Source organism: Vibrio coralliilyticus ATCC BAA-450 (genome assembly GCF_000176135.1).
Lineage (GTDB): Bacteria > Pseudomonadota > Gammaproteobacteria > Enterobacterales > Vibrionaceae > Vibrio > Vibrio coralliilyticus.
This window is the reverse complement of record NZ_ACZN01000016.1, coordinates 447,045-466,106: the sequence shown is the minus strand read 5'-3', so window position 1 is coordinate 466,106 and position 19,062 is coordinate 447,045. Positions and strand designations below refer to the sequence as shown.

Sequence of the window (19,062 nt, the reverse complement as noted above, 5' to 3'; positions counted from 1 at the left end):
GCGATGGATTCTGCGCCTTTTCATTCACAGAGATGTCAGCAATGAGTTAACGTTAGTTAAGAGTTTGGTTTGCTCGCTAAAGGCAGTCTCTAATGCGGTGCAATGATGACATACAAATCCATTTACTATATGTAACAGTTCGACGGCTCATATCTTCCAAATAAATGACTATTAATAAATCAAACAATAGTTTTATAAACTCACTTGCAACCGTTATTTTTATTCGGGATATCCTTTCCAAAAACAGGGATAAATGATGAATATAACTCTCCTTCCGCTAGATTCTCACTTAATTAGCAAAATAAAATAACAGCAGAATCATCTAATAACTTTTATTAAACACTTATTATGTTGGCTTGATTCTGTCTAGTGTGAATATGAAAGGGAAGGTATGAACATGAGCGGAGTAAGTTATGACAGAGTCACCAAAACGTTTCATTGGTTTATGGCAATCATCATTGTGTACACAACAATGGCAGGATATGGGATGCACCTTACAACCCAGGATTCTCCTATGTTTCACTTCTTGTCGACATTAAACATGTCTCTTGCCACAGTGGCAGCTCCCGTATTTTTGGCACGTTGGGTGTGGAAGTATTTAAGGCCAAGCCTAGAGGTTGACGACAACATTGCTCATTGGCAAAAAAGTGTTGCTAAACTCATTCATTCACTGATGTATTTCATGATGTCTTGGGTATTTATTTCCGGATTTCTGATGCTACAAAGCCCGTATTATTTTTTCTGGATAGTAGAAATTAGCAATCTAATTCAAGAAGTAGAAATAAGTTCGTTTTTCTTTAAAGTTCACCGTTTATCTTGCCTGATGCTTGCTTCACTGGTGATGCTTCATATTCTCGCAGTGGCTCACCATCATCTTATTAGGAAACACAATGTCCTTAAATTGATGCTTTAGAGTACAGACAAAAGCGGATGCACAAGGCATCCGCTTATCTGTTAGAACCAGCTAGAAATCAGACGTTTGAACCAATCGATCAGCTGTTTGAAAAGACTGCCTTCATCGATATCAGTCTGAGCGATTAGATCTGCCGTCGCGACTTCATCACCTTCCACGCTGTATATGATGGTGCCGACTTTTTCCCCCTCAGTGATAGGAGCCACCAATTCGCGGTCAAATTCGACTTCAGCCGTCAGTTTGGCCGCATTACCTTTTGGCAGTGTCATATAGATATCTTCATTGACACCCACACTTAACTGATCCTGCTCACCCATCCAGACTTTCGCTTCGGTCACAGTGTCGCCAGCTTTGGTAGGTGACACCGTTTCGAAGAATCGGAAACCATAGCTAAGTAATTGCTTACTTTCAGACTCTCGACTCTTAGTGCTACTTGCACCCATCACCACGGCGATCAAACGCATGTCCCCACTGGTTGCAGATGTGGTCAAGCTGTACCCTGCTCCGCTGGTGTAACCTGTCTTCATACCATCAACGTTCATGCTGCGATCTCGTAGCAAACCATTTCTGTTGTACTGAGTAATGCCGTTGTAGGTATAAGACGTCTCGCTATAGAGAGGATAGATATCAGGCAAATCACGAATAATGGCTTGGCCCAGTTTCGCAATATCCATAGGGGTTGAGTAAAGGCCATTGCTATCCAAACCGTGTGGATTGGTATAGGCGGTGTTTTCTAGGCCGAGCTTTTCAGCCCAGGAGTTCATTAAGTTAACAAAGGCTCCTTCACTGCCAGCGACGTATTCTGCAATCGCCACACTCGCATCGTTACCCGATTGCACAATAAGACCACGATAAAGATCCATCAGAGGTACCGTAGTGCCTACTTCGATAAACATCTTTGACGAGTCGGGGAAGTTCTTTGCCCAAGCGTTTTTGCTGATCACAACCTGATCATCCAAAGTAATGTTGCCCGCTTTAACTTCCTGTCCCGCCACATAAGCCGTCATCAGTTTGGTTAAACTGGCCGGATTAAGCTTGGTGTTCGCATTCTTTTCTACCAACACTTGGCCAGTGTTGTAGTCAATCAAAACATAGCCTTTCGCCCCTAATGTCGGAGGCTCAGGGATAATAGTAGGTGCCGCAATGGCATTGAATGTCACAGCGATAGAGGAGAAAAGTGCTGCTTTTAGGAGAAACGTTTTTTTCATGGGACGTTACCAACTCTAGTCACAATCGGAGTTTTTATGATTAGTTCGAGTATAAACAAACAACAATGATATTTATTCGCTTTGTAATCAATCGTTACGCTTATTGGAAAGTTTTATTAAATAATGAGAGTTCGACTCCATATATGGGTAGATTAGTACAAAAAAGCCAGTGTTCATAACACTGGCTTTATCAATCTTGATTCTCTGAGCGACTAAGCTTGAGCTTCCTGAACCTTCTTCGGTTTTGGCGTAATGCTGTCTCGGTAGCTAAACCACAAGTAAGTCACTACTAAAGAGAAGAATAGGTATGACAGTGCGAATACTAATGGAGAAGTAATCAGCTCTTCCGACATACTCCAACTCACCCCAATCACGGTGATAGTCAGCTTAGATAGCATGCCACAAATCAGAAGCAACAAAGCTAGCTGAGGAAAACGAGTCGTTCGGAATGCAAACCAGTAGCAGCTGCCAACGGCCAATGCAGAAATCGAAAGACCTAACATGAAAGAATGAAGGTGTTCAGCGGATAGCACACCTGCTGAGATTGACGCCATTATTATCAGAAATAGTTTCATCATTGCCTCGCTTTTTAAACTTGGAAAAAGCTTCCTTTCATTTTTGCAAACTCATTTTGCACATATTTTCGCCATTTCCCTCCGAAATTCAACCCCTAAATTGGTACATTTTTTGTCCGTCAAATACCCCTGCAACATATGTAAAATAATGGTTAACAAAACAATAGGTAAGGTTCCTTACAACTCAAGCTCAAAACCCAATAAACCCGCCAAAAGTGAAATATACAGTTACAATTAGGTAACAACATTTACATCTATAATCATTGGTAATTTTGTGATCTGATGCATTTTAAACCAGACATTTCGAGCCCAAATACGTTGTTACAATCTAAGTTTTCACTTTTCAGCATCCCTATTATTGGGAATATCAAAAAGAGTGTGACTCTAGCCACTGTTCAGTAGATTTGCGCTCGAATAGAACATATGGCTTTGTTACCTTTGCGCGCATTCGATATTTCGTACTACATACCATGCCTTCAGAGTACAGAATCAAAAAGATCGTTGAGATCGGTGACACCTTGCATCGTAGTGGCTGCGCGCCCTACAAATTAGAAAAATACACTCAATTTTATGCTCGAAAACATGGCGTCGATGTCATGATTCAAGCGACTCCAACAACCGTTAACTATCAGTTTCCTGACGACAACAATGCCGTGGTTATGAAGCGCCATCAGCCCGCTTCGATTAACCTCAGCTTACTGGCGAACACCATTATTCGAATTAACCAACCCAGTAAGGAGCCCGTTCCAGAGCCTGTAGGCTACCCTAAATGGGTCACGGCACTTGCGAATATGGGGATTCCACCTGCGTACCTTATGCTGGTTGGTAGTACGCTAGAGGCTGTCTATATTTCGATCTTTCTTGGTTTTCTCGCATGGGGCGCTCAGCAAATCTGTAAAGCGAGGCGCTCCATCGCCGTAGAGTTTGTCGCTGCACTGGTCACCGGCATTCTGGTTGCCTTTTTCGCAAGTACCAGCGCCGATCTCCCTGTCTGGGCGCTGTGTATCGCCGCTATCGTCTTATTTGTTCCCGGTTTATCGATAGCTAACTCGCTCGAATGCCTAGCGTTTAACGATTTGGTTTCAGGGACCAGCCTGCTGGGTCAAAGCTTTCTCACCCTGATTAAACTGTTTGTCGGCATTATGATGGGTTTGAACATCGGAGAAGCAATCTGGGGGCAGCCGGATATCACTTCTTACGTCAATGAGATACCCACTTGGCTCCACATCTCAGGGCTGTTTCTAATATCCGTATCTCTTGGTGTGATATTCAATGCCAGACCTAAAGACATTTTGCTCGGTTTGCCTGTAGCGGTACTGGGCATGTGGGGACCGTTTTACCTAGGTTTCGAAAGTGGTTGGGTTGTGGGTACTTGGATTACCACCGTACTGATCACGCTCTACGGCACTTGGGTGGCGAAGAAGATGGATCTCACCGGGTCTATCTATATCGTCCAGGGCATCATCATCTTGGTACCAGGTAGTCGAGTTTTGGTCAGTGCTGGGCAATCTGTATTTGAACAGTCTATCTTGCCCATTCCAAGTATTGGTCTCTCAGCACTGTTTATGTTCTCAGCGATTGTTGCTGGTCAGGTTACGGCTTATTCCATTTACTCACCGCGAATCGAGCGATAGTCGCACTCAATAGATAAAAGAAAAGAGCACTATTCGAAAGTTGCTGTTTAAGCGGCTTTTGAATAGGGCTCTTTGCCCTTATGTTTTAGCTTACGAGAAAAACTCCCTTTCCCCTTTTTCGACTTCTCTACCCGCGTTTTAAACAGTTGGCTGGTAACGATGGCTTTTAACGCATTGTCTTGTATTTCACCTCTTCCAACTTCCAAATTAGCTTGAAGAGAAGCGGCGTGCTTAAGTTTTTTTCTGGCACTCTTGCCCATAATTTTGTCCTGCTTTGATTTTACAAACGACTAGTACTTGGTGATAAATCACTCATCAAACCCATATTTGACAGAATAAATCACCATACAAACGAATGTTACACTATCTATAGCCCAATCAGTAATATTTCCGAAACTCTACCTAGCGCAAATTTCGAATGAAAAGAGCATGGTAACGAAAAAGTATCATATGAATTTTATTGACTTAGTGCCACTTAGCTTTAGACTAGACGGCAGCTAGAAAACGGTTCTTGTTTTTATTCCGCCGTTTCGTTGGATTTCTTGTATTTCTTCCGTAACGTCGTGCGCAATAGCAATCTCCTTTTCCACGCTATCGTTGCCGTCATGGCTTTTACAAGATTTATCAAGGATATACATTATGTCTAACACTGTTACTGGTACAGTTAAATGGTTCAACGAAACTAAAGGCTTCGGTTTCATCCAACAAGAAAACGGCCCTGACGTTTTCGCTCACTTCTCTGCAATCACTGGCGACGGTTTCCGTACTCTAGTTGAAGGTCAAAAAGTTGAGTTCACTGTATCTCAAGGTCAAAAAGGCCCACAAGCTGAGAACATCAAACTAGTTTAATTTTCAACTAGCTAGATAAAGTTTTACAATAGCCAGCTTAAAGCTGGCTATTTTTTTATGTGTAGTAAACGACTATGGCACTCAAACCCACTATCTATAAGTTTCGAATTTCGCTCTCGGACACTAACCGTGACGTCTACGATTCTCCGCAACTGACTATCGCTCAGCACCCATCAGAAACCATTCCGCGAATGATGGCGCGTATTCTGGCTTACTGTATTCAATATCAACCGGAACTTGCATTCACTAAAGGCCTATCTTCGATTGAAGAACCGGACCTCTGGATCAAAGCACTTGATGATACGATCCTACACTGGATTGAAATTGGTGAACCATCCCTTGATCGCATTAAGAAAGCCACTCGCTTAGCAAAGAGAGTCGACATCTTCACCTTTACCAGCAAATCTGACGTCTGGTGGGCGCAAACCAAAAACAAATCTCACCAATATGACGCCAACATATACCGACTCAGTGCAGAAGGCATTGATGCTTTGTCCGAAGTAGTTGAACGCGGAATGGATCTGTCCATCATGATTACTGGCAGCAGCTTGTTCATTGACTGTGACAAAGGCTCATTTGAAGTTCAGATCGAGACTCTACAATCTAATGACTGATCTGGAACAGGCATTCATAGCTATTAGCGCAGAGTCGCTGGACGTCGTAAAGGAGCATCCCAAACTGTGGCAGCAGTTTTTGCAGCAACAATCGGCCTTATTTGACAAAGTAAAACAGAATAAACCCAATAGCGCCGATGAATCCCATTTACTCGGCATCATGACGAAAGCGCATATTGAGTGCCTGTCTCGTGTTGAAACCAACCGAGAAGCGGTTCAAGCCATGTGGAAAGCATTACACGATAACCTTGGTGAGCAAAATGCCAAGCGATTCGAGTATCAAGATTATCAAATGCTGACTCTGGTAACACATGTCTGGCTCTATATTCAGGGTTATCTGAAAATGGATTTCAGCCTGGCTAATGACCACGCTGAAACAACCGCTAATCTACAAAACGACCTTTCTGGTCTAGATGTAAATGCCATCCGGACACAGTATCTCGCGAGCTACTACTTGGGAAGCGACAATTCCCCAGTAACGCAACGAAGCAACCCTATTTGGAGTTGGTTCAAACGCACCTTCGGTTGATTAAAAAGGGCTTCCCAATGGGAAGCCCTTTATCAATCTTAAAGATAGGTATGAGGTCCAAACACTTCGTAGTGAATTCGATCTCTTGTCACACCCAATCCTTCTAACTGCTTAACCACCGCTTCCATAAACGCGACCGGCCCACAAAGATAGAAGTCAGCACTGCTTAACGGTAACTCGCGTTCCACTAAAGACAGGTTCATCTGTCCTTCGAAATGAGCCTGATCGTTTAAGTACCATGTAAACTGCTGCCAACCGCGCTGTGAAATCAGCTGTTCTGTTTCACTCTTGAAGGTATGTTGATCAGCGCTATTACAAGCGTAAAGGTACGAGACGTCTTTTTTATCAGCCGCAGCCAATGTTTGCAGCATCGACTGGATTGGCGTCGCGCCAACGCCGGCAGAAATCAGAACCACTGGCGCGTCTTTTTCTTGATAGTAGAAATCACCTGCCGGTGCATATAAATGAACTGTATCGCCTTCATTTACTTCATCATGCATGAAATTAGATACCAACCCATTGTGTTCCCCAACTTCACGTTTAACAGAAATTCGGTAGTTTTTGCCATTAGGTTTCTGAGACAGAGAGTACTGACGAATTTCATTGTGCTCGCCTGCAGACGGCTTAACTTCAACACCAACGTACTGACCAGGGTTATAATCCAACACATCACCACCATCCTTTGGTTCAAGAACAAAACTGGTAACGTATTCTGATTCAGGTTGCTTCTGTTTAACCACAAACTGACGTGCGTTTTCCCAGCCACCAATGGCTTGCTTACGCTGAAGATACAGCTCGCCTTCACGATCAATAAACACTTTTGCCAAGAACAGATATGCTGCCGTCCATGCCTCTTCCACTTCTTTGGTAAATGCCTCTGACGCCAATTCACGTAACGTTTCAATTAGGTGATGACCAACAATCTGGTAGTGTTCAGCTTGAATGTTAAAGCTGGTGTGTTTATGAGCAATACGCTCAACCGCTGATGTCAGTGCTTCAAGGTTTTCAATATTCTTGGCGTAAGCCGCTACCGCTTCAAATAGAGCAACACTTTGACGGCCCGTTTTCTGGTGCGTCATATTGAAGATATCTTTAAGCTCTGGGTTGTGCGAAAACATTCGTTGATAAAAATGCTGTGTTAAAGCCGGGCCGGCACTTTCGAGCAAAGGAATAGTACTTTTTACGACTTCGATATGTTGGTTGTTAAGCATCTTTATTTTCTCCTCATATGGGTATTATCTTTTTCCCTTCTAAGAGCACGATTGATGCCAAGTTTAAACATCTCCTAATTACTTGGATTATCGAGCATTATTCACTATCAAAAAGTCATAATGACCTAGTTGAAATATGTCGAAATGACTCTAAAATATAATAATTACACGTTAGCACTGGTTACTTTTAGCTCACATCGTTCTGTGAGGAGTCACCTACTGTCATTTGGAGCCCTACCGCACCATGCAAGATATCTCTGTTTCGACTTTAATCGATATGACCATCGGCCTAGCCACAGGCCACAATGAGCACGATCGTTTCAACAAACTGCTTGATGCTATTCGCAAAGCCATCCAATGCGACAGTGTGGCGCTGCTTTCTTTGCAAGGAGATACCTTAGTCCCCTTAGCCATTCAGGGCTTAACACGTGATACGCTGGGTCGTCGCTTTAAGGTCGACGAACATCCTCGCTTTGACGCAATCTGTGCCTCAAAAGCCGCTGTGCGTTTCGACGCAGACTGCGAACTGCCCGATCCGTTCGATAACTTACTGCTTGATTACGATGGCGATTTGCCAATGCATGCTTGTATGGGCCTTCCTCTGCTCTATGCTGACAAACTGCTTGGCATTCTGACTCTGGACAGCCTAACACCTAATGTCTTTGACCAAATCCCTACTCGCAGTTTAGACGCTCTATCGGCGATTGTGGCATCAACTCTCAAAGTTGCTATGACCGTTAGTCAGTTAGAACAACAAGCTAAGCAGACTCAACAACGTTTCGAAGAACTCAATGAGGATGCATGGGAGCGTGAAGGCGGCGAGATCATCGGTGCCAGCGAAAAAATGACGACGCTGAAGTCCGATATCGATGTCGTCGCTCCATCCAATTTCAATATTCTGATCAATGGCGAAACTGGTGTAGGTAAAGAGCTTGTCGCTCGAAGCCTTCATCACCTATCCAATCGCCGTAAGCAGCCTCTTGTTTATGTCAACTGCGCAGCCATTCCTGAAAACTTGGTAGAAAGTGAACTATTTGGTCACGTTAAAGGAGCGTTTACGGGAGCCGATAAATCGCGGCTAGGCAAATTTGCCTTGGCAGACGGCGGCACTCTATTTCTTGATGAGATTGGTGAACTGCCTCTGACAGCACAGAGCAAAATTCTTCGTGCATTGCAAAACAACGAGATTCAACCCGTTGGTCAAGATAAAGTGGAGACAATTGATGTTCGCGTTTTGGCCGCGACCAATCGTGATTTGAAAGAAGAAGTCAGCGAAGGTCGTTTTCGCTCAGATCTTTATCATCGCCTTAGCGTGTATCCGATCAGCGTCCCACCACTTCGTCAACGCGAAGGTGATATTGTTCTTCTCGCGGGTTACTTCCTCGAACAAGCGCGACGTAAGCTTGGTATCGTCCAAATCAAGCTGGGCAAAGAGGCTCAACTCCTCTTATCGCGTTATAACTGGCCGGGCAATGTTCGTGAGTTAGAACATGTGATTAACCGAGCGGCGCTGAAAGCAAGAGCGAGAGGCAACAACGGCAAACTGATCACAGTCTCCATTGATGACATCGGTGAGCTCCATTCTCTGCCTGTTGAAGAGTCGCCAAGCAGCGTCGTTGCAACTAAACATACGGAATCCATCGATTGGACAAAAGGACTTCGTGAGTCAACGGAAGAGTACCAGCGACACATCATCACACTCGCCTTGACCGATGCCGACTTTAACTGGGCAAAGGCAGCAAGACAGCTTAAAACTGACCGAGCGAATCTGACGCGGTTAGCAAAACGATTAGGTATCACAGTTACGAAGCAGCATAAGATAAGTACTAATTGACGAACAACTTGGTTACAATGCAAACACTAGTTAGTCACGATATAAAAAGTGGGTGAGACAACCCACGCTAAAGTCACCCTATTTGTTGTATTGTAAAGGAATGTTATGAAGTTTATCCGTTGGTTTTTAGGCCGCGTAATCCTATTGCTTAACTTTGTCTTTTCACCAAAAGGTGTAAAACGCTCGGCAGAGAGTCAGCAAGCCGTCAATGACAAAGCCCAGTCTATGGCTCTGTACCAATTCGAAGCTTGCCCATTTTGCGTAAAGGTTCGTCGTGCTATGAAGCGCCAATCAGTCAATATTGAGCTGCGCGATGCCAAAACAAATCAGGCACACCGTTCTGAACTCGAAGCTGGCGGTGGCAAAATCAAAGTGCCATGCCTAAGAATCGAGAAAGAAGGCAAGGTCGAGTGGATGTATGAATCCTCTGATATTGTTGCTTACTTAGAGCAGGAATTTGCCTAAAACTAACTGAAGGAAAATGCCATGAATGTAGTGACTCTGGAGATCAGCAAAATCAAAGCCATTGTCTTTGATTTAGATAACACCTTAGTCACCTCAAACTTGGACTTTCATTGGTTAAGAACACAAGTCGGCTGTCCAAAAGAAGTCGACTTGCTCACCTTCATTGACGAATTGGATTGCTCTCAATCAGCTATTCGAGCAAAACAGTTGATACTGCAACATGAATTGGATGATGCCGATCACTCCTCTCCGATGCCCGGCTGTCACGACTTGCTTGACTTCATCACACATCATAACCTTCACACCGCTATTATTACTCGCAACTGCCAACAAGCCTCACAACGAAAAATCGAGCATAACCAACTCAATATTTCGCGTGTAATCAGTCGTGAACATTTCCCGCCTAAACCAGCACCAGATGCGCTTCTTGCACTCGCAAAAGAATGGCAATTGGATCCGCAACAAATTCTCTACGTAGGTGACTATGTCTATGACCTACAGGCAGCAAGCAACGCGTGTATGCCGTCTTGTCTCGTGACTCATGGTAAACCAAGTACATTTACTCAACACGCCTCATTGACTGTAAATCATCTCAACGACCTATTGGACTTGTTCTCAACTTTTTATCAACAAAAAACTGAAACTATTTCATGACTTACCAAAAAGTAACCAATGGTTAAAAGTTGATCTGTGTGCAACAATAAAGTTCTAAACCTAAGATCTGCGAACTGGATAATGTCAAAGAATAAAGTTTTAGTGCTCTATGCCCACCCCTCTCAGCGTCGCTCCGAAGTTAACCAACCACTGTTTAAAGCCTGTCAGGCGGTCGAAGGTGTCACTGCGGTTGATCTGTATTACGAATACCCGACCTACAACATCAACATTGATCGTGAGCAGCAACGCTTACTCGACCACGATGTAATCGTATTTCAGTTCCCGCTTTACTGGTATTCAACACCTTCAATTTTAAAAGAGTGGCAAGACTTGGTATTGGAGTACGGCTTTGCGTATGGCCACGATGGCACTGCATTACACGGTAAAAAGTTTCTTTGTGCTCTCACTGCGGGTGGTCAAGAAGAAGCGTACCAAACAGAAGGATACAACCACTTCACCATACGTGAATTACTCCAACCTCTTGAACAAATGGCGACGCTGACAGGTATGGAATACCTTGCTCCATTTGCTCTGTTTGGTGCTCGTACCGCGAAAGAAGATGGTCGTATCAAAACACATGTTGAGGCTTGGCAAGCACTGTTATCGGCATTGGTTGAAGATAGAGTCGATTACGACAAAGCTTCAAAAGTCGAAAAGCTCTGCCACTGTTTGGATGAAATCATTGTAGGAGGTTTACAATGACCAGTTATTTCCTACAAGCATTTATCTATCTTGTTGCCGCTGTCATCGCTGTTCCTATTGCAAAGCGACTTGGGCTCGGTTCTGTACTCGGTTATTTAATTGCAGGCGTCGTCATTGGACCAATCATAGGTTTAGTTGGAGAAGAAACAACGACCATTCAGCATTTTGCTGAATTTGGTGTTGTCATGATGCTGTTTTTGGTCGGCCTTGAGTTAGAGCCAAAGATGCTCTGGTCAATGAGAAATCGCTTGCTTGGCTTAGGAGGTCTACAAGTCGGAGGAACCACAGCGGCAATCATGGGCGTGGCTTTACTGTTTGACCAACCATGGACCATTGCCCTTGCGATTGGTTTGATCTTCGCACTTTCTTCAACAGCGATTGTATTACAGACCTTTAATGAAAAGGGTCTAAACAAAACAGAGGGGGGACAGAATGCCTTCTCAGTGTTGCTGTTTCAAGACATCGCCGTCATTCCTATGCTGGCGTTTATCCCACTATTGGCACTCCCCGAGTTGGTGGAACAAGCTCAGGCGGCAGTCAGCAGTGCAGCCGATCACCACGATGAACTCAGTTTAGTCGCAGGTCTACCGGGTTGGGCGTATGCCTTGGTGATTATCGGCTCTGTTATTGGCCTGGTCGTTGGAGGACATTATTTAAGTCGTCCACTGTTTCGTTTCGTCGCTAGTTCAGGGCTTCGTGAAATTTTTACCGCTACGGCGTTAATGTTAGTTGTCGGTATCGCGGCGCTGATGAGCTTGGTTGGTCTGTCCCCTGCACTCGGGACTTTCCTTGCAGGCGTGGTTCTGGCAAACAGTGAATTTCGCCACGAGCTTGAGTCCAACATCGATCCGTTTAAGGGCTTGTTATTAGGCCTATTCTTCATCACCGTCGGTGCTGGTATCAATTTTGGTATCCTGTTCGACGACTTTGCACTTATCATCGGTTTAACACTGGGCGTAATGTTACTCAAAGCAACTATTCTTTACGTGTTAGCACTGATATTCCGTATTAAAAACAGCAACAAGTGGCTGTTTACACTCAGCTTAGCCCAAGCGGGCGAATTCGGTTTCGTCTTGCTCAGTTTTACGGTGCAGAATCATGTCATTCCACAAGATATTGCTCAAACTCTGTCACTGGTGGTCGCCCTGTCGATGTTCCTGACTCCGGGTTTATTTATCCTGTTTGATAAAGTCATCTTGCCAAGGTTTGAACTTGAGTCGAATGACCGTGAAGCCGATCAAATTGAAGAAAAGGGCACAGTCATCATTGCGGGTATCGGCCGCTTTGGACAAATTGTAAATCGATTACTCGTCGCTAATGGGGTCAAAACTGTGGTGCTTGATCATCAGGCTGATCAAGTTGATGTCGTAAGACGTATCGACACCAAAGCTTACTTTGGTGATGCCACTCGGCCTGACCTACTTCACACGGCTGGTATTGAAGAAGCCTCTATGCTGGTTATAGCCATTGATAACCCTGAAACCAGCGTTGAGCTGACCAAGTACGTCAAACACACGTATCCAAAGATCAAAGTGTTGGTCCGTGCCTTCGACCGAGGCCATGGCTACCTATTACGTCAGGCTGGCGCTGACATTATCGAGTCAGAAACTTACCATTCTGCGCTTGAACTTGGAGCACAGGCCTTGAAATCTCTGGGATACCACCCATTTCATGTAGAGCAACAACGAGCTGCGTATCGCCGAATTGAAGACAAGAAATCCGACATGCTTTATCAGGCATGGGAAGATGACTCTGAAGGCGAACGATTTGATAATAACTACCGAAAACTCTTTATGCACCTCGAAGAGCAAATAAAGCTGGCGATGAATACCGATCGCTCAGACAAACATGAGGGTGGTGAGCGAGGCTGGACACCGCCACCCAAAGGTTATGCTGAAGAGTTCAAGGAAGAATAAGTTGAGACCGGGGCACTGCCTCGGTTTTTCTTTTACAGAATGATTGAATGATATGACTGCTACAAACATTGAAAACTCCCCATCTCTGGGTCAACAGCTGTTCAAAATGACATGGCCAATGCTATTTGGTGTCCTGTCTTTGATGAGCTTTCAGTTGGTCGACAGTGCTTTCATCGGCCAGCTTGGCGTACTGCCGCTTGCAGCACAAGGTTTTACCTTGCCTATTCAAATGATCATCATCGGCATTCAAGTCGGATTAGGTATCGCAACAACCGCCGTAATCGCCAAGGCTATTGGGGCTAACAACACACGCTTTGCCCACCAGCTTGGCGGGTTAGTGATTGCCATAGGGACAATTGGTGTTGCGGTTATCTCTGTGTTTATTTACCTCATTCGAGTCCCGATCCTGCAGTTACTCAGTGCACCCGAAACTCTCTTTCCTGTAATTGACAGCTACTGGATTTACTGGCTAGTCAGTGCTTGGACAGGCGCTCTACTCTACTTCTTGTACAGTGTTTGCCGAGCCAATGGTAATACTATGCTGCCAGGCACAATGATGATGGTCACCAGTGTACTTAACCTGATCCTAGATCCAATTTTCATTTTTACTCTCGATCTCGGGCTAAACGGCGCTGCCATCGCAACCATTATCGCCTTTGGTATCGGTATCCTAATCGTTGCACCTAAAGTCACACGCAAACATTGGATGAGCTTTGACTGGCATGACCTCAACATCACTCAAAGTGTTAAGTCGATTGGTAATATCATGGGACCAGCGATGATCAGCCAATTGCTACCACCTTTGTCTTCGATGTTAGCAACCAAGTTACTCGCAGGGTTTGGCACTGCTGCAGTCGCCGCTTGGGCACTGGGATCTAGATTCGAGTTTTTTGCTATCGTCTCTGTGCTTGCTCTTACGATGTCTATGCCACCAATGGTCGGTCGATTATTAGGGGCGAAAAACATCACTGATATACGTCGACTAGTGGTTATTGCCAGCCAATTTGTGATTGGATTTCAACTACTGATTGCCGCCTTTACATGGCTGTTTGCAGATTGGCTAGCTTCATTGATGACCAGCGAATCTCAAGTCACTGAGATTTTAATCTGGCATTTATTGATTGTCCCTGTCAGCCTCGGACCACTAGGCATCTGCATGCTAATGGTATCCATTGCCAATGCATTAGGTAAATCCTACACCGCCTTAACCATTTCAGCGTTGCGTTTATTTGCGTTCTTTTTGCCTTGCCTTTGGCTAGGTGCACATCTTGGCGGAATAGAGGGGCTATTTTGGGGCTCTATGGTTGGTAACCTATTAGCTGGCATCTGTGCATGGCTAATGTATCAAAAAGCATTGAGGCAGATTGAAGCCAATCTTGAGCGATAAAACTGATTGCCTTTCCTAACTATGCTGGTTAATCTGGTTTTTCATCACTAAGGAATATCTCTGATGCAAATTTCGTTTACTTACCTTTGGCTCCTTCTCATTGCCTGTAGCCGGTAGGTAAACCTGTGCCTGGCTACGAGAACACGTAGCCAGCCTAATTCTTCTCGTAGCCCAACTCTCAATAAAGGATACGAGATTAATGACCGAAAACACCCAGACAATTCGACCTCTTGCTTTTCGCGCCACTCAAGTTGGCCTGTTGCTGGCTCTAGCGGGTTGTCTGCTCTTCTCCATCAAACCTGTACTGATCAAGATCGCCTACCAATACGGTGGTGACGCAACTTCTATCATGGCACTGCGTGCATTTAGCTCTCTGCCGCTTTATCTGGCCATGTTGGTGTATTTGTGTCGCACACCAGACAATCGTACCAAGGCCAAGCAACATGGTCTTAAAGCCGTGGCTATCGGTATCATGGGCTACTACATCGCCAGCTATCTGGATATCGCCTCATTGGAGTTCATCTCTGCTCAATTAGAGCGACTACTGATTTTCTTGTTCCCCACTTTTGTCGTGCTCATTAGTTGGGCTCTGTATCGGCAGGTCCCAAGCCGTCGGGTCATTGTGACCACATTGCTTGGCTATATTGGTATCTCTTTGATCTTTGTCCATGACTTTAACACCCTTGGCAGCTCTGTTTTATTCGGCAGCGGTCTCGCCATCACGTCGGCCTTAGTGTTCGCCTTTTATCTTGTGTGGAGTAAGCCGCTCATCTCAAGAATGGGTAGCTCTCTGTTCACGAGCATTGGCATGGGCAGTGCCGGAGTCGCAATCGTCATTCACCTGCTATTAAGTCAGGCAGAAATCTACAGTTGGAGCTCAGAGCTAATTACCATCGGCGTTACATTAGGTATTTTTTGTACGGTTGTTCCTTCCTATTTGATTGCGGCCGCGATGGCGAGCTTAACACCGACTCAATTGAGCCTAACCAGTAATATTGGCCCTGCGATCACTGCGATATCTGCAGTACTCGTATTAGGGGAAGCATTTACTGTTTGGCATGCCATGGGAATGACTTTGGTCGTATTTTCGGTTTACCTGCTCAATAAACCCAAAACCGACTAGTCCGTCGTCGCTAATGATACGACACCGCACAATAAAACAGGCTGTTTCTTCAGTTTTTTTGATGAAGTACAACAAGATAGATAGATGACGTACTACAAAGAACATCGTATGATTCAGCCTACTACATTCCTTAACACAACAATTATGGCTTCAAGACCCCACCATCCTATTCAGGGCGCGAGCTGGATGCTCACAGCTGGTTTAGCCTTTGCCTTGGTTAACAGCCTCGCTCAGGTTGCTAGTATTAATTTCGGCTTGTCTTCCACTACTGTCGCATTGATCCAATATGCGATTGCGTTGGTTGTCATTCTGCCCTACTTAAAAACATTGGGTATCAGACACTCTCTGCGTACTGAACATCTCGGAATGCACATTTTCCGGGTTTTTCTATCGGTTATCGGTATTCAATTGTGGCTCTGGGCGCTAGCTTACCCGGTACCAATTTGGCAGGGGATCGCACTGCTGATGACCTCACCACTCTTTGCAACGGTAGGCTCAGGGCTAATTCTTAAAGAAAACGTAGGTATTGCACGTTGGGGAGCAACACTGTCCGGCTTTATTGGGGCAATGATCATCCTTGAACCTTGGGCTGATGGCTTTAACTGGGCCGCTTTACTCCCAGTGGGCGCTGCATTTTTCTGGGCTTGCTATTCACTTATGGTCAAAAAACTATCCTCCGATGACTCCCCATCGACGATGGTGGTCTACCTACTGATCCTCATCACACCATTTAATATCTTGCTAGCAATTCCAGATTGGCAGACGCCAACTGGCGGTACGATCTGGCTGGTGCTATTCGCCGCTGGAGCACTGACAGCTTTGGCACAGTGGGCTATTGTAAAAGCGTATTCAGTCGCCGATGCTTCGTTTGTTCAGCCATTTGACCACGCGAAATTACCATTAAATGTACTGGCAGGTTGGATTGTATTTAGTTGGGTACCACCAGGCAGACTGTGGCTAGGGGCTGCGATCATCATTGCTTCTGTCGCTTTTATTACTCAATGGGAATCAAAAAAATCCCGCAAATTGAAATAAATATCAGCGCGCGCCGTTCTATTAGTTAAAGGCATTTAAGGGAGAGAGCTCTATGACAGATCCAATCAAAGTAACACTATATCGCTGGGCCGGCAGTTGGGGACCGTTCAGTGTAAAAATTCCATGTGGCGAATGTACCCTGACCAAAGACATTCTCAAAGATACATTTGAGAACGAACTGGTCGATGTTCCCGTTGAATTGGAAGTGAAAGATTGGCTCTCTCATTGGTGGGAACCGTTGAAGGTTGGAGCCTGGCATGCTCCTATTCTTATGGTCGAAGGCAAGGTGGTCAGCCAAGGTGAAGCCTTGAATCGCGGTGTGTTGGTACAGTCTATTATTCAAGAGTGGACTAAACGCGATACGTTGAAAGGAAACATTGTCTACGGAAAAGCGACCTGCCCTTACTGCGTGAAAGCCAAGAAATTACTTGATGACGCTGGGATTGATTACCAGTATCACGACGTCGTTAAAGACAGTGCGGCTCTGTATCGCATGATCCCAGAAGTGAAAGCCATTATCGGCGAAAAAACACCGGTAACCGTTCCCCAGATCTGGCTTGATGGTCATTACATTGGCGGCGCCGACAATCTGCAAGCTTGGCTGGCAGAAAAAGGCTTAAGTAATGTGCCCGATAATGTAGTGACCATGGACAACAACCAAAGCTCTGTTGGTTAAAAAGAAACAAAGCCCCAAATATGGGGCTTTGTTTTTATAGGAAGCGTAAACTCGACTATTTCGCGCGTTTTGGTTGTTGGTACGTTTTACCTGCAGCCTGATAGGTATCTTTACGTTTCACATCAAACATCACTTCAAAGAACCAAGCAACAAATCGAATCACGTCATCGCCTTCATTCATCACATGCTCAACGTATTCTTGCTCTTCACCCTGCTCATTTTCTTGCATCGTCACATGGTAAATGCGTTGTTCACCGTCAACTTCTGCCAAAGCAAACTGACCTGTTAGAGACTGCGCCGCCTCAGCAACTTCTTCATTTTCATGTTGTTTCAACACTTCAAGTGCTTGCGGTAGTTCTCTTTTGCACAAAGCGCAGTGACTAACTCTTCGAATTGTTTGTGTTCCATCGTCGACCTCTCAGATCGTCAGTTCAATCATTGAGGCGCATTGTAGCAGGGGTTTTACTCCTTTCAAGCAAACTCTTGGCGTGTCACTGGCCGAACCCGACTCGAGTAAAGCACCATTGCCAACAGGCTTGCTGATATCAAATAAAACGCACCTAATGCCATTTGGCTTTGTATCCAATTCTCCACTAAATAACCCCCAAACACCCCTGCAAGACACATCTGGATTGCTCCTGTCAGAGCAGATACAGAACCAGCCTGCCGTTTATGTGGCGCAAGCAACATGCTAATTGAGAGAGGGAAAGACAACCCCTGTGCAATCGTCATCCATGTAAAGGCCCAGACAATATTGAACAGCGTCAACCCAGTCACCGCCAACCAAGCTCCAGCAGCCATCATGATGAAGATAGCGAGAGCCATGAGTTGTTGTGTACTCAAATAGCGATTAAGGACATTCAATGCCAGTGTACCAATCAGTAGCCCTGCGGACGGTATCACCATGACTGAACCATACTCGGCAGCCGTTAAGCCCAATTCATGCTGTAACATGAAAGGCATTACAGACAAGGAAACCATGCAAGCAAGGTAAGTAATCCAGTTGTAGCTTGCGCTACTCAATACTTGTTTGTTGGTGATCAATTCTCCATAGTTTTTGACCACTTGGCCTACCTTGAATGATGTTCGACCGTAGTTCATTGTCTCAGGTAAGATGAAGTAACCCAGTGTAAAAATTGCGGCTAGGTAGACCAGAACAAAAATAAACACAGCTTCCCAACCCAGATAAAATGCCACCCAGCCACCGAAGACAGGCGCAATCACAGGCATGATCGAAGCCGTGACAGAAACGTAAGATAAAGCTTTGGTCAGCTCTGCACCGTCATAGCAGTCACGAAGCACACTTCTGCCTAATACAGACGCGCTGCCCGCTCCGAGGCCCTGTAGAAGACGCCCCAACACCAAAATCCACAAGTTATGAGAAAACAGCAAACAAATCACGGTTCCGATCAGGTATATCCCTTGCCCGAGCAGAAACACCGGACGACGTCCGATAGCATCCGATAATGGGCCATAAAACAACTGCGAAGCACCAAAGCCAACTAAAAACAGCGTCACAAGAAGTTGGACATCAGCTTGGTTAACCTGAAGCGTTTCACTGATCATCGGTAATGATGGCAGATAGATACTCACACCTACCTGACCCGTCGCAATTATCATCATCGCCAGCAGAATCGGCGTTTTTTTCATAGCGTCACCTCGTTTATTCTTTATGCAATAAAGTTTAAATTCGACGCTAACGAATGATAATATCCTCAATTGGAAACTAATTAGTTC

General features: G+C 45.0%; 19 protein-coding genes and 1 pseudogene. 14 read left to right on the top strand and 6 right to left on the bottom strand.

The annotated features are described in order from the left end of the window. The first annotated feature begins 397 nt into the window (after nucleotides 1-397). Nucleotides 398-913 carry a cytochrome b gene (locus VIC_RS13275; RefSeq protein WP_080555934.1) on the top strand — a complete coding sequence of 172 codons (516 nt, stop codon included), beginning with the start codon at nucleotides 398-400 and terminating at the stop codon, nucleotides 911-913. A gap of 41 nt (nucleotides 914-954) precedes the next feature. Here the strand turns inward: VIC_RS13275 and VIC_RS13270 are convergent, their stop codons facing one another. Together VIC_RS13270 and VIC_RS13265 are read right to left on the bottom strand one after the other, a co-directional pair. Next, nucleotides 955-2,121: a D-alanyl-D-alanine carboxypeptidase family protein gene (locus VIC_RS13270; RefSeq protein WP_006960454.1), complete on the bottom strand. Its 1,167-nt coding sequence runs from the start codon at nucleotides 2,119-2,121 to the stop codon at nucleotides 955-957. A gap of 212 nt (nucleotides 2,122-2,333) precedes the next feature. After that, nucleotides 2,334-2,696 carry a hypothetical protein gene (locus VIC_RS13265; RefSeq protein ID WP_006960453.1) on the bottom strand — a complete coding sequence of 121 codons (363 nt, stop codon included), beginning with the start codon at nucleotides 2,694-2,696 and terminating at the stop codon, nucleotides 2,334-2,336. A gap of 470 nt (nucleotides 2,697-3,166) precedes the next feature. Between VIC_RS13265 and VIC_RS13260 the strand changes: the two genes are divergently transcribed. Then, nucleotides 3,167-4,330, top strand: a complete 1,164-nt coding sequence (locus VIC_RS13260; protein WP_038158454.1) for a threonine/serine exporter family protein — start codon at nucleotides 3,167-3,169, stop codon at nucleotides 4,328-4,330. A gap of 47 nt (nucleotides 4,331-4,377) precedes the next feature. Here the strand turns inward: VIC_RS13260 and arfA are convergent, their stop codons facing one another. Further along, entirely contained in the window at nucleotides 4,378-4,590 is a 213-nt protein-coding gene (gene arfA / locus VIC_RS13255) for a ribosome alternative rescue factor ArfA (protein WP_006960451.1), read from the bottom strand. A 379-nt stretch (nucleotides 4,591-4,969) separates the two neighbouring features. Here arfA and VIC_RS13250 point away from each other — a divergent pair, with 379 nt between their 5' ends. The 3 genes from VIC_RS13250 to VIC_RS13240 all read left to right on the top strand — a co-directional run bounded on the left by VIC_RS13250 (nucleotide 4,970) and on the right by VIC_RS13240 (nucleotide 6,322). Continuing rightward, on the top strand, nucleotides 4,970-5,179 hold the full coding sequence (locus VIC_RS13250; protein ID WP_006960450.1) for a cold-shock protein: 210 nt from the start codon (nucleotides 4,970-4,972) through the stop codon (nucleotides 5,177-5,179). 74 nt (nucleotides 5,180-5,253) lie between these two features. Beyond that, entirely contained in the window at nucleotides 5,254-5,793 is a 540-nt protein-coding gene (locus VIC_RS13245) for a YaeQ family protein (protein ID WP_006960449.1), read from the top strand. Further along, nucleotides 5,786-6,322 (top strand): hypothetical protein, encoded by a 537-nt coding sequence (locus VIC_RS13240; protein WP_039951915.1) that lies wholly within the window; start codon nucleotides 5,786-5,788, stop codon nucleotides 6,320-6,322. The genes VIC_RS13245 and VIC_RS13240 overlap by 8 nt, the downstream gene beginning before the upstream one ends. A 38-nt stretch (nucleotides 6,323-6,360) precedes the next feature. Here the strand turns inward: VIC_RS13240 and hmpA are convergent, their stop codons facing one another. Then, a complete protein-coding gene (gene hmpA, locus VIC_RS13235; RefSeq protein WP_006960447.1) occupies nucleotides 6,361-7,533 on the bottom strand; it encodes an NO-inducible flavohemoprotein in 1,173 nt (390 codons plus the stop codon). Nucleotides 7,534-7,777: 244 nt separating this feature from the next. Between hmpA and norR the strand changes: the two genes are divergently transcribed. The 9 genes from norR (at nucleotide 7,778) to VIC_RS13190 (ending at nucleotide 17,325) form a co-directional block, all read left to right on the top strand. Next, a complete protein-coding gene (gene norR / locus VIC_RS13230) occupies nucleotides 7,778-9,367 on the top strand; it encodes a nitric oxide reductase transcriptional regulator NorR (RefSeq protein WP_006960446.1) in 1,590 nt (529 codons plus the stop codon). 105 nt (nucleotides 9,368-9,472) lie between these two features. Then, nucleotides 9,473-9,832, top strand: coding sequence for a glutaredoxin family protein (locus tag VIC_RS13225; RefSeq protein WP_006960445.1), 360 nt, complete (start codon nucleotides 9,473-9,475; stop codon nucleotides 9,830-9,832). Between the two features lie 21 nt (nucleotides 9,833-9,853). Continuing rightward, nucleotides 9,854-10,486 carry an HAD family hydrolase gene (locus VIC_RS13220; RefSeq protein ID WP_006960444.1) on the top strand — a complete coding sequence of 211 codons (633 nt, stop codon included), beginning with the start codon at nucleotides 9,854-9,856 and terminating at the stop codon, nucleotides 10,484-10,486. A gap of 81 nt (nucleotides 10,487-10,567) precedes the next feature. Further along, on the top strand, nucleotides 10,568-11,188 hold the full coding sequence (locus tag VIC_RS13215) for an NAD(P)H-dependent oxidoreductase (protein WP_019275992.1): 621 nt from the start codon (nucleotides 10,568-10,570) through the stop codon (nucleotides 11,186-11,188). Next, complete coding sequence (locus VIC_RS13210) at nucleotides 11,185-13,104, top strand: monovalent cation:proton antiporter-2 (CPA2) family protein (RefSeq protein WP_006960442.1); 1,920 nt, start codon at nucleotides 11,185-11,187, stop codon at nucleotides 13,102-13,104. Before VIC_RS13215 ends, VIC_RS13210 begins: the two co-directional genes overlap by 4 nt. 52 nt (nucleotides 13,105-13,156) lie before the next feature. Then, a complete protein-coding gene (locus VIC_RS13205) occupies nucleotides 13,157-14,491 on the top strand; it encodes an MATE family efflux transporter (protein ID WP_039951913.1) in 1,335 nt (444 codons plus the stop codon). A 199-nt stretch (nucleotides 14,492-14,690) separates the two neighbouring features. Next, nucleotides 14,691-15,614: a DMT family transporter gene (locus VIC_RS13200; RefSeq protein ID WP_006960440.1), complete on the top strand. Its 924-nt coding sequence runs from the start codon at nucleotides 14,691-14,693 to the stop codon at nucleotides 15,612-15,614. A 144-nt stretch (nucleotides 15,615-15,758) separates the two neighbouring features. Then, entirely contained in the window at nucleotides 15,759-16,649 is an 891-nt protein-coding gene (locus VIC_RS13195; RefSeq protein WP_029236124.1) for a DMT family transporter, read from the top strand. 52 nt (nucleotides 16,650-16,701) lie between these two features. Next, nucleotides 16,702-17,325 (top strand): glutaredoxin domain-containing protein, encoded by a 624-nt coding sequence (locus VIC_RS13190; protein ID WP_006960438.1) that lies wholly within the window; start codon nucleotides 16,702-16,704, stop codon nucleotides 17,323-17,325. Between the two features lie 55 nt (nucleotides 17,326-17,380). Here the strand turns inward: VIC_RS13190 and VIC_RS13185 are convergent. Both VIC_RS13185 and VIC_RS13180 read right to left on the bottom strand, forming a co-directional pair. After that, a pseudogene (locus VIC_RS13185) lies at nucleotides 17,381-17,733 on the bottom strand (hypothetical protein). A gap of 63 nt (nucleotides 17,734-17,796) precedes the next feature. Beyond that, nucleotides 17,797-18,975 carry a multidrug effflux MFS transporter gene (locus VIC_RS13180; RefSeq protein ID WP_006960436.1) on the bottom strand — a complete coding sequence of 393 codons (1,179 nt, stop codon included), beginning with the start codon at nucleotides 18,973-18,975 and terminating at the stop codon, nucleotides 17,797-17,799. Nucleotides 18,976-19,062 lie beyond the last annotated feature (87 nt).